This is a genomic window from Actinomadura roseirufa (assembly GCF_900659635.1).
Lineage (GTDB): Bacteria > Actinomycetota > Actinomycetes > Streptosporangiales > Streptosporangiaceae > Spirillospora > Spirillospora roseirufa.
The window spans coordinates 1-12,781 of the sequence record NZ_CAACVB010000022.1; the positions used below are offsets into that span (position 1 = coordinate 1).

Sequence of the window (12,781 nt, forward strand, 5' to 3'; positions counted from 1 at the left end):
CGGAGGCGCGGGCGGCGGGCGGCGTCGCGGAGCGGCTGGACGTGCGCGGCGCCGACCCGCGCGGCCCGGCCTCGCACCTGTCGGGCGGCAACCAGCAGAAGGCGCTGTTCGGCAAGTGGCTGCTGCGCGAGCCGCGGGTCCTGCTGGTGGACGAGCCGACGCGCGGCGTCGACGTGGCCGCCAAGGCGGAGATCCACCGGCTGCTGGTCGAGCTGGCCGCCGGTGGGATGGCGGTGGTGCTGGTCTCGGCGGAGACGGACGAGGTGCTCGGCCTGAGCCACCGCGTCCACGTGCTGCGCGGCGGCCGGATCGCGGGGACGTTCGAGCGCGGCGCCGTGTCCCGCGAGCAGGTCCTCGCGGTCGCGTTCGCCGGGCCGGAGGAGGGCTGAGTGGAGAACGTGGAGACGGGCCGGCGGGCGGAGGGGCGGGCGGTCCCGCGGGTGCGGGCGGCGGCGCTGCGGGACTACGGGATCGTGCTCGCGCTCGTCGCGCTGGTGGTGGCGCTCTCGCTGTCGACCGGCACCTTCCTGACCCAGGGCAACCTCGTCAACCTGCTGGATCAGGCCGTGGTGGTGGGCCTGCTGACCTGCGGCATCACGCTGTGCGTCGTGGCCGGCGTGTTCGACCTGTCGGCGAGCGCGGTGCTGGCGGTGAGCGCGATCGTCGCGGTCGAGGTCACCCGCGCGGCGGGGACGCCGGCGGGGATCGCCGCGGCCGTCGGGACGGGCGCGGCGCTCGGCGCGGTCACCGGCGTGCTCGTCGCGGTGTCGCGGGTGCACTCCTTCATCGCGACGCTGGCGCTGAGCATCGTCTACCGGGGGCTCGCGCTCGTCATCACCGGCGGGTCGATCGTCTACCCGCGCGAGCGGCAGCTGGACGGCTTCCAGGCGCTCGGCGAGGCCACGGCCGTGGGCGGGATCACCGCCGCGTCGTGGCTGCTGCTCGCGGTCGCCGCCGTCACCTGGGTCCTGCTGGCGCTGACCACGTTCGGGCGCTGCGTGTACGCGGTGGGCGGCAACCCGCGCGCCGCGTGGATGTCGGGGATCCGGGTCGGCGCGGTCCGGGTCGCGGTCTTCACGGTCAGCGGGGTCTGCGCGGCGCTCGCCGGGCTGGTGCTGGCCGCGCGGGGCGGGTCGGCGCAGGCGGACATGGGCACGCTGCTGGAGCTGACCGCGCTGGCCGCCGCGGTGATCGGCGGGACGAGCGTGCTCGGCGGGGAGGGCGCGGTCTGGCGGGGCATGGTCGGCGTGCTGGTGCTGACGCTGATCGGCAACGGGTTCAACCTGCTGGGCTGGGACACGACCTACCGGCAGGTGGTCGAGGGGGCGCTCATCCTCGGCGCGGTGAGCCTGGACCGCGCCCTCCGGCGCCGCGAAAGAGACGGAAGTCCAGACTTGCGGTGAAACCCGTGCTAACTTTTTTGCAGGGGCCCGGAGGTCCCGTCCGTGCCACACATCGACGGGACGGCGATGACCGACGAAACGCGCGTGCCGCCACCCGGCATTGATGTGACCATTCCGAACGCGGCGCGCATGTACGACTATTACCTGGGCGGCAAGGACAATTTCCAGGCCGACCGCGACGCCGCCGAGAAGATCATGGCGCTCGGCCCGAGCCGGGACATCTGCGTCGCCAACCGGCGCTTCCTCGGCCGCGCCGTCCGGTACGCGGCCGGGCAGGGCATCCGGCAGTTCCTCGACCTCGGCACCGGCCTGCCGAACATGGACAACGTGCACGAGGCGGCCCGGCGGGTGATCCCGGACGCCAGGGTCGTGTACGTGGACTATGACCCGGTCGTCACCGTGCACGCCCGCGCGATGCTGCCCGCCGACCCGATCACGGCGATCGTCGAGGAGGACGTGCGGAAACCGGCGGCGGTCCTCGCCGACCCCGGCGTAGAGCGGCTGATCGACTTCAGCGAGCCGGTGTGCGTGGTGTTCGTCGGCGTCCTGCACTGCCTCACCGACGACGAGGACCCGTGGGGCGTCGTGCGGGAGTTCACCGAGCGCGCCGCCTCCGGCAGCCACCTGGTCATCTCCCACCTCACCGACGACGCCCACCCGGAGGTGGGCGTCGCCGCGCGCGAGGTCTACGACGCGGTGTCCGCGCCGCTCGTGCACCGCGGTCACGCGGCCGTCTCTCGGATGTTCGACGGATTCGAGCTCATCGAACCGGGCGTCACCACCGTCGCGGAATGGCGTCCCGAGGGCGTGTGGGAACGGGAGTCGCCGGGCAGCGAATGGTGGTACGTCGGCGTCGGCCGCAAACCCTGACGCCTTTTCGCGCGGGTTCGGCGGCGCGGCCGCCGCTCAGTCGCGGTGTCCGCGCTCTCCCGGCTGGTCGTTGATATGTACGAGCTTGTCCGGGTTGGAAACGGTGTAAATGCCGGCGATGCGGTCGCCCTCCGGGGCGAGGTCGAGGACCATGACGGCGAACGGGGCGTCCTCGTCGAACAGCAGTGCCGACGGGTCGCCGTTGACCGTCCGGTAGCGGATGTCCAGCCGGGTGATCCCGCCGTGGCGCCCCGCGGTGTTCGCGATCACCCGCGCGACGTCGTCCCGCCCGTGCACCGGGCGCAGCGCCGCCGTCCCCCGGGCCTTGCCGCCCCCGTCGGTCCATAGCTGGACGTCCGGTGCCAGCAGCGCGAGCAGCCCCTCCAGGTCGCCGCCCAGCGCCGCCGTCAGGAACCGCTCGGTCACCTCCCGCTGGACGCGCGGGTCGGCCTGATAGCGCGGACGGCGGGCGTGCACGTGCTCGCGGGCGCGGTGCGCGAGCTGGCGGACCGCCGAGGGGGAACGGTCCAGGATCCCCGCGATCTCGGTGTGGGCGTAGCCGAACACCTCGTGCAGGACGAACACCGCCCGTTCCAGCGGGGTCAGCGTCTCCAGGACCACCAGCAGGGCCATCGACACCGCCTCGGTGCGCTCGGCCGCCTCCTCGGTGCCGGAGGGCTCGTCGGCGACGAGCGGCTCGGGCAGCCACGGCCCGACATAGGTCTCACGGCGCTTGCTGATCACCGCCTGCCGGGCGAGGGCGGCGTTCACCGCGATCCGGACGAGGTAGGCCCGCGGGTTCTGGATCTCCGCCGCGTCCTCCGCCTCCGCCCGTCCCGCCCAGGCCAGCCAGGTGTCCTGGAGGACGTCCTCGGTGTCGGCGACGCTGCCGAGCAGGTTGTAGACGACCGAGAACAACAGCTCCCGATGATCGGCGAACACCTCTGTCGCTTCCGGCACGGCCTTGCCCCTCCCGCGGTGGACGTCCTGTCGCTCGCTTCCTAGAGGGGCCGGATGCCCGAAGTGTGACATCCCCGGCCGGAATGTGATGTGAGCCTCATCTCCGCGCCGCGCTGTCACACTCGCCCTCCCGCGACCCCTCTTGTTTCTCGACAACGCCAGAACCGCGAGGGGGCCCGCATGAGCACCACCACACCCGGCGAGCGGAGCCGGGTCGACACCACGATGATGTACGCCGTCCACGACGCCTTCCAACGCGATCTCGAACGGCTCACGGCCATGGCCCGGTCCGGCGCCGCCTCGGGCGAGGCACTCCAGGTGGGATGGGCCCGGTTCCAGAAGTTCCTGCACATCCACCACACCGCCGAGGACACCCATCTGTGGCCCGTCTTGCGGGACAAGGCGGCGGACACGGACGTCCTGGATCGGATGGAGGCCGAGCACGCGGAGCTGACCGCGCTGCTCGATGCCGTGGACACGGCGGTCTCGTCCGGCGCGTCCGCGGACCATCTCCTCCGGCACGCCGAACGGCTGACCGACGCCCTCGCGGCGCACTGCGAGCACGAGGAGGAGTTCGCCCTGCCGCTGGCCGGCGCCCTGCTCACCGTGCGGGAGTGGGACGCGTTCGGCGGCGAGCAGCGCCGGCGGCTCGGGCCGAGCGGCGCGGCCACCTTCTTCCCCTGGCTGCTGGACGGCGCGGACGACTCCGTCCGGCGCAAGGTCCTCGGCCACGTCCCGCCGCCCGTCCGGCTGATCTACCGCGCCGTGTGGCGGCCCCGTTACCTGCGCGCGCCGCGCTGGCAGGCCCCGGCCGCCTGAACCGACGACGACCCGAAACCCTCCGGAGGCTCACCCATGACCGAACCGGGAGCCGGTCCGTCCTTCCTCGCGACGGGCCGCGGCAAACTCACCCTGACCCTGCTCTGCGCCATCGCCTTCCTCGACTTCGTCGACGCCTCGATCGTCAACGTGGCCCTGCCCGCCATCCGCGCGGACCTGGACTTCTCCGTCCAGAGCCTCCAGTGGGTGCCGAGCGCCTACCTGCTCACCTACGGCGGGTTCATGCTGCTCGGCGGCCGTCTCGCCGACCTGCTCGGCCGCCGCCGCGTCGTGGTGACGGGGACCGTGCTGTTCGCGCTGTCCTCGGTCGCCGGGGGACTGGCGCAGAGCGCGGCCCTGCTCGTCGGGGCACGGCTCGCCCAGGGCGTGGGCGCCGCGCTGATGCTGCCCGGCGCGCTCTCGATCCTGACCACGCTGTTCCGGGAGGGCGGCGACCGCGGCAAGGCGCTCGGCGTCTGGGGCGGCGTCGGCGGCGCCGCGTCCGCGGCCGGCGTGCTGCTCGGCGGGCTGCTCACCGACGGGCCCGGCTGGCGCTGGGTCATGCTGGTCAACGTGCCCGTCTGCGTCCTGGTGATCGCCGGGCTGTTCCCGCTGGTCGAGGGCGACCGGCGGGCCGCGCGGTGGGCGGACTTCGACCTCCTCGGCGCGGTCCTGGTGACCGGCGGGACGATGCTGCTGGTCTTCACGCTGGTGAAGGCGCCGGACGTCGGCTGGGGCGCGGCCCGCACGATCGGCGGCCTCGCGGGCGCCGCGGTCGTGCTGCTCGCCTTCGTGCTCGCCGAGCGGCGCGGCCGCGACCCGCTGCTGCCACTGTCGATCTTCCGGATCCGGGGGCTCGGCGCCGCCGACGTCACCCAGCTGGTCGCGGTGGCGGGCCTGATGACGATGTTCTTCTTCCTCAGCCTGTACATGGAGAACGTCCTCGGCTACTCGCCGCTGAGGACCGGCTCGGCCTACCTGCCGCTGTGCTTCGGCGTCGGCATCGCCGCGGGCGTGACCTCCCAGCTGATCCCCCGGGTCGGGACGCGGCCCCCGCTGGTCGCCGGGCTGCTGGCCTCCGCCGCCGGGATCTACTGGCTGTCGCGCATCCCGGTGGACGGCCACTACCTCACCGACCTGCTGCCCGGCCTGCTCATCACCTCGGCCGGGCTCGGCCTCGCGTTCGTCGCCGTCACCACCGCGGCCAACGCCAACGTGGACCCGGGCCGCGCCGGGCTCGCGGCGGCGCTGCTCAACGCCTCGCAGCAGCTCGGCGGCGCGCTCGGCCTGGCGATCTTCTCGGCGGTGGCGACGGCCCGCACCGAGGACCTGCTCGCCGACCGCCGTCCCGTCCCGGAGGCCCTCACCTCGGGCTTCTCCCGCGCCCTCCTGGCCAGCAGCCTGTTCCTGGTCGCGGCGGCCGTGCTCGCCCTCCGCGCGGCGAACACCCGCGGCGAGGCCCTGGACGCCCCGGCGGAGGCGGCGCGGCCCGAGCCCGCCCCCACCCGCTGAGGCGCACGCGGGCGCCCCGGCCGGTCAGCGGACGATGACGTGGTCGGTCGGGGCGTCCGCGTCCTTCGTCCAGCCGTCGTGGCCGTCGTCGGCCCGCCAGTGGCGGCCGTTGTAGCGGATCTCGGCGAGACCGTACGTCCGGGCGTGCGTGACCAGCCAGGACGCCACCGCCCAGCCCGCGCGCGCGTTGACGACGCGGACCGCGTCCCATGCCGGGGCCGCGCCGGCCGCGGCGGGGGCGTCCACCTGGAGCCGCCCGCCGAACGCGCGCCGCATCTCGCGGATCGCCTCCGGGCGGTGCCGCGCGATCTTGTCGTCCGGCGGGTACCAGCACCGCGCCGTGGCGGGCTCGCGGCCGGTGAACGCCCGTGCCAGCAGCTTGCCGTCGGACTCGTGCTGGGCGTAGGCGCGGCCGTCGGCGCTGCGCTGCACCCGCTGCGCCGCGTCGTGCAGGTCGCGGTCGAGGTAGTCCTTCACCTTGACCAGCGCGTCGAAGAACTTGCTGGTCGACTGGACGGGGTCGCGGAGCTTGTCCGGGCTGCCCCAGCCCTGCGACGGGCGCTGCTGGAACATGCCGACCGAGTCGCGGTCGCCGCCCGGCAGGTTCCGGATGTGCGACTCCTGCAGCGCGGTCGCGTAGGCGATCACCACCGCCCGCTCGGGGAGCTGCTTGCGGAACGCCACCGCGGCGATGGTGGAGGCGTTCGCGCCCTGGTCGAGGTCCAGCGGCATCTTCCCCGAGGCCGTGCGCACCTCGCATCCGGAACCGTGCAGGTAGGGACGTGCGCGCTCGAACAGCACCCAGCCGCCCACGCCGAGCGCGACCAGCACGGCCGACGTGCCGGCGGCCCAGCGCCACCGCCGCCCGCCCCCGCCGCCGGGCCCCTCCCCGGCGCGGGCCTTCAACCTCGCCCAAACAGCCACGCGAAGACGGTACCGGGAGATGGCCACCAGTAAGCTCAAGGGCCATGACCGAAACGTTCACCAGCCCGATATCCGGCGTCATCGACGAGCTGTGGGAGCGGCGCGCCGACCTGACCCCGGACGACTCCGGCGCGCGCGCCGCCATCGTGGCCGCCGTCGACCAGCTCGACGCCGGCGAGGCCCGTGTCGCCCGCATCGACCCCGCGACCGACGAGGTGGTCGTCGACGAGCGCGCCAAGCGGGCGATCCTGCTGAGCTTCAAGGTCCTCGGCATGGTGCGTTCCCAGGTCGGCGACTTCCACTACCACGACCGCATCCCGCTGAAGAGCCGCCTGGACGGCGTCCGCGTCGTCCCCGGCGCCATCGCCCGCTGGGGCGCCCACCTGGCGCCCGGCGTCGTGCTGATGCCGTCCTTCACCAACATCGGCGCCTACGTCGACTCCGGCACGATGGTCGACACCTGGGCGACCGTGGGCTCCTGCGCCCAGATCGGCAAGAACGTCCACCTGTCCGGCGGCGTCGGCATCGGCGGCGTGCTGGAGCCCCCGAACGCCAAGCCGGTGATCATCGAGGACGAGGCGATGATCGGCAGCCGCTCGATGATCGTCGAGGGCGCGCGGGTCGGCAAGGGGGCCGTGGTCGGCTCCGGCACCAACCTGTCGGCGTCCATGCCCGTCATCGACGTCGAGACGGGCGAGGAGATCGGCCGCGGCCGCATCCCCGACTGGTGCGTGGCCGTCGGCGGCACCCGCACCAAGGAGTTCAAGGGCGGCACGTTCGGCCTGCCCGCCGTGCTCATCCTCAAGCGCCTGGAAGAGGGGCAGCGGCACGACAAGGCGTCGCTGAACGACATCCTCCGCGACCACGGCATCAACACCTGAGCGGGACCGCGCCGCCCGCCGCATCGACCGCCGCGCCGCCCGTCAGGCGGTCAGCCAGGCCCGCATCCGGGTCTCGCAGTCGACGATCAGCGGGAGTTCCACGTACTCGTCGCGGGTGTGCGCGAGGGTGGGCTCGCCCGGCCCGTAGTTGACCGCGGGGACGCCCAGCTCGGCGAAGCGGGCGACGTCCGTCCAGCCGAGCTTGGCGCGGACCTCGGCGCCGCTGGCGGCGGCGAAGGCGGCCGCGGCCGGGTGCGTCAGGCCGGGCCGCGCCGCCGCCGCGGCGTCGGTCACCTCGACCGCGAACCCGGCGAACAGCTCGCGCAGGTACGCCTCGGCCTCGGCGGGCGACTTGTCGGGCGCGAACCGGTAGTTGACGGTGACGACGCACTCGTCGGGGATGACGTTGCCCGCGACGCCGCCCCGGACGAACACCGCGTTGAGGCCCTCGTGGTACTCCAGGCCGTCCACCACCGGGCGGGCGGGCTCGTAGGCGCGCAGGACGTCGAGGATCCGCCCCGCCGTGTGGATCGCGTTGGAGCCCATCCAGGCGCGGGCGCTGTGCGCGCGCTCGCCCGTCGCGGTGACCTCCACGCGCATCGTGCCCTGGCAGCCGCCCTCGATCTGCCCGCCCGTCGGCTCCATCAGCACGGCGAAGTCGCCGGCGAGCAGGTCGGGGCGCGCCGCGGCGAGCCGCCGCAGCCCGTTGCGCTCGGCCTCGATCTCCTCGCACTCGTAGAAGACGTAGGTGACGTCGCGGGTCGGCGCGGGGACGGTCGCCGCCAGCCGCAGCGCGACCGCCACGCCGCTCTTCATGTCGGTCGTGCCGCACCCGTAGAGGCGGTCGCCCTCGACACGGGACGGCAGGTTGCCGTTCAGCGGGACGGTGTCGAGATGGCCCGCGAGGACGACCCGCTCGGCCCGGCCGAGACCGGTGCGGGCGACGACGTTGTTCCCCTCCCGCTCCACCGCCAGGTGCGGAAGCGCGCGCAGGGCCTCCTCGACCGCGTCGGCCAGTGCCTCCTCCGCGCCGCTCACCGACTCGATGTCGACGATCGCCGCCGTCAGGTCCGCCACGTCCGAGAACAGATCAAGCCGCATGACCAAGTCCTATCATCGCCGTCCCGTCATCGGCGGACCTATCATCGCGGGCGTGGACGAGATCGAGTGCACGGTCCGCTGGGCGGTCCCGGCCGACGAGCCGGAGATGCGGGACCTGCTGGACGGGCCCGAGCGGGAGCGCTACGCGCGGTTCCGGCGTCCCGAGGACAAGGCCAGGTTCGTCACCGGGCGGTTCCTGGCGCGCACGGCGCTCGCCGAGGCCACCGGCCTGGCGCCGGAGGCGATCCGGTTCATCACCGGCTGCCCGCACTGCGGCGGCCCGCACGGCAAGCCGCGGCTGCACGGCCACGGCGTGGACTTCTCCCTGTCGCACTCCGGCGACCGCGTCGTGGTCGCCCTCGCCGAGGGCGTCGAGGTCGGCGTGGACGTGGAGCGCGAGAGCGACCGCGACGTGCGGCGGCTCGCCGAGATGGTGCTCACCGAGCCCGAGCGGGAGACACTGGCCGCCCTGCCGCCGGACGGGCTGCGGCGCGGCTTCGTCACCTACTGGAGCCGCAAGGAGGCGTTGCTCAAGGCCACCGGGCACGGCCTGGCCGCGCCGATGACCGGCATCCGCGTCTCCGGCCCGGACGAGCCCGCGGAGGTGCTCGCCTGGGAGGGCGAGGCGGCCGTCGCGCCCGTCCGGCTGGCGGACCTGCGGCCCGGCCCGGGGTACGCGGCGGCGCTCGCGGTGCTGACCGGCCGCCCGCTCGCCGTCAGCGAGGGACCGGCACCGGCCTGAACGCCCGGCTCCGGGACGCTCCCGGCCGACGGCCCCCCGATGCCGGGCTGATCGGGAATGTCCAGGTGGCGGCCCCTTCGCCCGGCTACCTTTGAGCGCATGACTTCCGAAGTGAATCCCCGGACCCGGCGGCAGCAGGGACCCGCCACCCTGCGCGGGCGGGCCGTTCCGCCGACGACCACCGACCAGCGGCTGCTCGACGAGCGCGGGCCGGCCGACTGGGTGCACGCCGACCCCTGGCGCGTGCTGCGGATCCAGGCGGAGTTCGTCGAGGGCTTCGGCCTGCTGGCCGAGCTGCCGAAGGCCGTCAGCGTCTTCGGCAGCGCCCGCACCAAGCCGGGCACCCCCGAGTACGAGCTGGCCGTCGACATCGGCGGGCGGCTGCACGAGGCCGGCTACGCGGTGATCACCGGCGGCGGCCCGGGGATCATGGAGGCGGCCAACAAGGGCTGCGACGAGAGCGGCGGGCTGTCGGTCGGGCTCGGCATCGAGCTGCCGTTCGAGCAGAAGCTGAACGACCATGTCGACATCGGGCTGGAGTTCCGCTACTTCTTCGTCCGCAAGACCATGTTCGTGAAGTACAGCCAGGCGTTCGTCGTCCTGCCGGGCGGCTTCGGCACGCTGGACGAGCTGTTCGAGGCGATCACGCTCGTCCAGACCAAGAAGATCACCCGCTTCCCGATCGTGCTGGTCGGCACCGAGTTCTGGGGCGGGCTGCTCGACTGGGTCCGCGCGACGATGCTGCCGTCGGCGAAGATCTCCCCGGAGGACATGGACCTCATCCACCTCACCGACGACCCCGAGGAGGTCGTGCGGATCGTGGAGGACGCGCACCTCAAGGCCGAGAAGCGGCTCCAGGAGCAGGCCGCGGTCGAGGCCACCGCCGCGGCGGCCGGCGACGGCACCTGAGGCGCCCGGACGCCGTCCCGGGCGTTCGCTTCGGGGCCCGGTGCGGGACGCGAGGTCTCGCACCGGGTCCGCCCTGTCCGGCGGCCTCTCCGGCGGTATGTCCGGTACATCCCTGAGTGCCCTGTCCGGCCGTGCCCTGGTCGAGGGTCGCTGGAGCTCCCGCGCCATTATCTGGCTCCAGCTAATAAACATGTATGCTGTTCGTATGGCGAATCACTCCGACCTCCCTCCGAGCAGCGGCTATCTCCTGTGGCACGTGTCGCTGCGCTGGCGGGTGGCCATGGACCGGGCCCTCGCGCCGCTGGGGCTGACGCACGCCCAGTACGCCGTGGTGGCCTCGCTGTACAGCATGGAACAGAGCGGCCTGCGACCCAGCCAGCGCCAGCTGGCCGACTACAGCGGCCTGGAGCCGATGTACGTGTCCAGGCTCGCCCGCGTGCTGGAGAACAACGGCCTGCTCGTCCGGCGGGACAACCCGGCCGACCCCCGCGCGGTCGAGATGTCGCTCACGTCCCGCGGCGCCGAGACGATCGTGTCCGCCCTCGCCGTGGTCCGCGAGCTGGAGGAGCGCTACCTCGAACCCCTCGGCGGGACCGACAGCGACGGCAACCTCGAACTGCGGCGCGCCCTCCAGGCCCTGCTGGAGCACGCCGACGTCCTGCGCGCCGCCCCCGGGACGCTCGCGCGCGTCCCCGACTGACTCCGCCGCCCGGCGCCGCACCTTCAGCCGTACTCCAGTGGCGGTTGAGCCCCCTCGGTCACGCTCGCCGGAGTGATGAGCGGAAGGCCGTGGTGTCCATGAACGAAGACCAGAGCATTCTCGACGACCTGTGCCGGCGGGCCGGCGAGCTCATCGCCGCGACGCGCGGGCCGCTGAAGAGCGTGCGCGTGCGCGCCGGCGAGATGAGCGTCGAGGTCGAGTGGCCCGAGGCGCCGCCCGCCGCCGGAGCCGTCCCGGCGCAGGGCGCCGCGGCGGTGGCGATCTCCGCCGCGGCCGTGCCCGTGGCCGAGGAGGAGGAGCCCGCCGGCGTCGAGGTGACCGCGCCGCTGGTCGGCACCTTCTACCGCGCGCCGTCCCCGGACGCGCCGCCGTTCGTCGAGGTCGGCGACATGGTGGAGGCGGGCCGCCAGGTGGCGATCGTCGAGGCGATGAAGCTCATGAACGCGGTGACCGCCGAGCGGTCGGGCCGCGTCGCCAGGGTGCTCGTCGAGGACGGCAAGCCGGTCGAGTACGGCCAGCCGCTGTTCCTCCTGGCCCCCGAGGAGACCGGCGAGGCGCCCGCCTGACCGCGGGACCGGACGGGGCCCGCGTGACCCGGGAGCGCCCCCGGCGCGCGTGATCCGGAGGGCGTGCGGGCGGGGCCGCCGTCCGGCACGAAGAATCTCGTATTCCGAGAATTCGCCTGTTAGGGTGCGGAGACATGAGCGGACTGGAACCCGAGCGCTCCGACCTGCGCGCGTCGCACGAGGAACGCGAGCACGTCGTGGATCAGCTCAGGGTCGCGGCGGGCGACGGCCGGCTCACCCCCGAGGACCTCGACGAGCGGCTCGGGCTCGCGCTGACGGCGCGCACCCACGGCGAGCTGGCCGTGCTGCTGCGCGACCTGCCGGTCGCCGCCCCGGCGGTGGTCCCGCCCCCGGTCGCCCAGGAGCTCCTGCGGCTGGAGGCCCGCCAGGGCAACGTGGAGCGGACGGGCGCGTGGGTCGTACCGCGCCGCCTGGAGGCCGAGGCGCACAGCGCGAACGTCGTCATCGACCTGACCGAGGCCGTCATCTCGCATCCGCTGCTGGACGTCGCGGTCTCCGTCAGCGCCGCCAACGTCCGCCTCATCGTGCCGGCCGACGTCGAGGTGGACGTGGGCTCGGTCTCGGTACGGCACGGCAACGTGAAACGGCACCGCGTCCGCCGCCCGCCGGGCACCCCGGTCCGGCTGCGGGTCACCGTGAACGGCAGCGTGCGGCACGGCAACCTCGTCGTCCGCGGCCCCCGCCGTACCTTCCTCGAATGGCTGCTGCGCCGCCCCGCCTCCTCCGCGCTCACCACGCGGGACTGAGCCGTCCCCTGAGCCCCTGAATCCTGGGCCGGGACCCCTAACCCCTGGACCCCTAAGATCTGCGCCCGTGGGCCCGAGCCCCGGCGCGGTCAGGCGCTGAGCTCCCGCACGTTGTGCGCCGCCGCCGAGTTCTCGGCCCCGAGCCAGCCGGTGATCAGTTCGAGCTCGGCCAGGGGCAGGTCGGCCACCCGCCCGGACAGCACACCGCTGACCTGCTGGAGGAAGGCCGACAGCGCGGTCAGGTTCTCCGGGACCGCCTCCACGAGGATGCGCCGCCCGTCCAGCGGGTCGCGGGTCCGGCGCACCAGCCCCGCCGTCTCCAGCCGGTTGACCACCGCGGTGATCGCGCCGCCGGAGGTGACGCTCAGCAGCCGCGCCAGCTCCCCGGGCGTCTGGGCGCCGTCCAGCGCCAGCGAGGTGACGCACAGCACGTCCTTCAGCCCCAGGCCGAGCCGGTCGGCCATGGCCTGGTACAGCATGACGCTGCGCAGCGTGCGACGGGCGATCTCCACCAGCAACTCGTGCTCCGACGGTCTGGACATCAGCCTGTTACCTCTCTTGAAGAGGGACGCTAAATGTGAGTAACTCTGATATAGAGACTATTGT

15 protein-coding genes are annotated in these 12,781 nt (G+C 73.7%); 11 read left to right on the forward strand and 4 right to left on the reverse strand.

Annotation, left to right across the window (positions count from 1 at the left end):
- The 3 genes from E1291_RS07305 to E1291_RS07315 form a co-directional block, all read left to right on the forward strand.
- On the forward strand, positions 1–389 hold a 389-nt coding region (locus tag E1291_RS07305), incomplete at its 5' end, for an ATP-binding cassette domain-containing protein (protein ID WP_131736965.1).
- Positions 390–1,403 (forward strand): ABC transporter permease, encoded by a 1,014-nt coding sequence (locus tag E1291_RS07310; RefSeq protein ID WP_242613995.1) that lies wholly within the window; start codon positions 390–392, stop codon positions 1,401–1,403.
- Positions 1,404–1,445: 42 nt separating this feature from the next.
- The gene (locus tag E1291_RS07315) at positions 1,446–2,273 is read left to right on the forward strand and encodes an SAM-dependent methyltransferase (protein ID WP_242613996.1); all 828 of its coding nucleotides are present in this window, start codon (positions 1,446–1,448) and stop codon (positions 2,271–2,273) included.
- A gap of 36 nt (positions 2,274–2,309) precedes the next feature.
- Here E1291_RS07315 and sigJ read toward each other — a convergent pair whose 3' ends face one another.
- Positions 2,310–3,233, reverse strand: coding sequence for an RNA polymerase sigma factor SigJ (gene sigJ / locus E1291_RS07320; RefSeq protein WP_242613997.1), 924 nt, complete (start codon positions 3,231–3,233; stop codon positions 2,310–2,312).
- Between the two features lie 180 nt (positions 3,234–3,413).
- On the opposite strand from sigJ, the gene E1291_RS07325 reads away from it, so the two are divergent.
- Together E1291_RS07325 and E1291_RS07330 are read left to right on the forward strand one after the other, a co-directional pair.
- Positions 3,414–4,052, forward strand: a complete 639-nt coding sequence (locus E1291_RS07325) for a hemerythrin domain-containing protein (RefSeq protein ID WP_131736967.1) — start codon at positions 3,414–3,416, stop codon at positions 4,050–4,052.
- Between the two features lie 36 nt (positions 4,053–4,088).
- The gene (locus E1291_RS07330; protein WP_131736968.1) at positions 4,089–5,564 is read left to right on the forward strand and encodes an MFS transporter; all 1,476 of its coding nucleotides are present in this window, start codon (positions 4,089–4,091) and stop codon (positions 5,562–5,564) included.
- Between the two features lie 24 nt (positions 5,565–5,588).
- On the opposite strand, the gene E1291_RS07335 is transcribed toward E1291_RS07330, so the two are convergent.
- Positions 5,589–6,488: a hypothetical protein gene (locus E1291_RS07335; protein WP_242613998.1), complete on the reverse strand. Its 900-nt coding sequence runs from the start codon at positions 6,486–6,488 to the stop codon at positions 5,589–5,591.
- 44 nt (positions 6,489–6,532) lie between these two features.
- On the opposite strand from E1291_RS07335, the gene E1291_RS07340 reads away from it, so the two are divergent.
- Positions 6,533–7,369: a 2,3,4,5-tetrahydropyridine-2,6-dicarboxylate N-succinyltransferase gene (locus E1291_RS07340; RefSeq protein WP_131736969.1), complete on the forward strand. Its 837-nt coding sequence runs from the start codon at positions 6,533–6,535 to the stop codon at positions 7,367–7,369.
- Positions 7,370–7,411: 42 nt separating this feature from the next.
- Here E1291_RS07340 and dapE read toward each other — a convergent pair whose 3' ends face one another.
- A complete protein-coding gene (gene dapE, locus E1291_RS07345) occupies positions 7,412–8,470 on the reverse strand; it encodes a succinyl-diaminopimelate desuccinylase (protein WP_131736970.1) in 1,059 nt (352 codons plus the stop codon).
- A gap of 52 nt (positions 8,471–8,522) precedes the next feature.
- Between dapE and E1291_RS07350 the strand changes: the two genes are divergently transcribed.
- The 5 genes from E1291_RS07350 to E1291_RS07370 all read left to right on the forward strand — a co-directional run bounded on the left by E1291_RS07350 (position 8,523) and on the right by E1291_RS07370 (position 12,175).
- On the forward strand, positions 8,523–9,212 hold the full coding sequence (locus E1291_RS07350) for a 4'-phosphopantetheinyl transferase family protein (RefSeq protein WP_242613999.1): 690 nt from the start codon (positions 8,523–8,525) through the stop codon (positions 9,210–9,212).
- A gap of 99 nt (positions 9,213–9,311) precedes the next feature.
- Positions 9,312–10,121 (forward strand): LOG family protein, encoded by an 810-nt coding sequence (locus tag E1291_RS07355; protein WP_131736972.1) that lies wholly within the window; start codon positions 9,312–9,314, stop codon positions 10,119–10,121.
- Between the two features lie 205 nt (positions 10,122–10,326).
- A complete protein-coding gene (locus tag E1291_RS07360) occupies positions 10,327–10,821 on the forward strand; it encodes a MarR family winged helix-turn-helix transcriptional regulator (protein ID WP_131736973.1) in 495 nt (164 codons plus the stop codon).
- 98 nt (positions 10,822–10,919) lie between these two features.
- Complete coding sequence (accB, locus tag E1291_RS07365; RefSeq protein WP_165494996.1) at positions 10,920–11,408, forward strand: acetyl-CoA carboxylase biotin carboxyl carrier protein; 489 nt, start codon at positions 10,920–10,922, stop codon at positions 11,406–11,408.
- Positions 11,409–11,542: 134 nt separating this feature from the next.
- Entirely contained in the window at positions 11,543–12,175 is a 633-nt protein-coding gene (locus E1291_RS07370; protein ID WP_131736975.1) for a DUF1707 SHOCT-like domain-containing protein, read from the forward strand.
- A gap of 89 nt (positions 12,176–12,264) precedes the next feature.
- On the opposite strand, the gene E1291_RS07375 is transcribed toward E1291_RS07370, so the two are convergent.
- On the reverse strand, positions 12,265–12,717 hold the full coding sequence (locus E1291_RS07375; RefSeq protein ID WP_131736976.1) for a MarR family winged helix-turn-helix transcriptional regulator: 453 nt from the start codon (positions 12,715–12,717) through the stop codon (positions 12,265–12,267).
- Positions 12,718–12,781 lie beyond the last annotated feature (64 nt).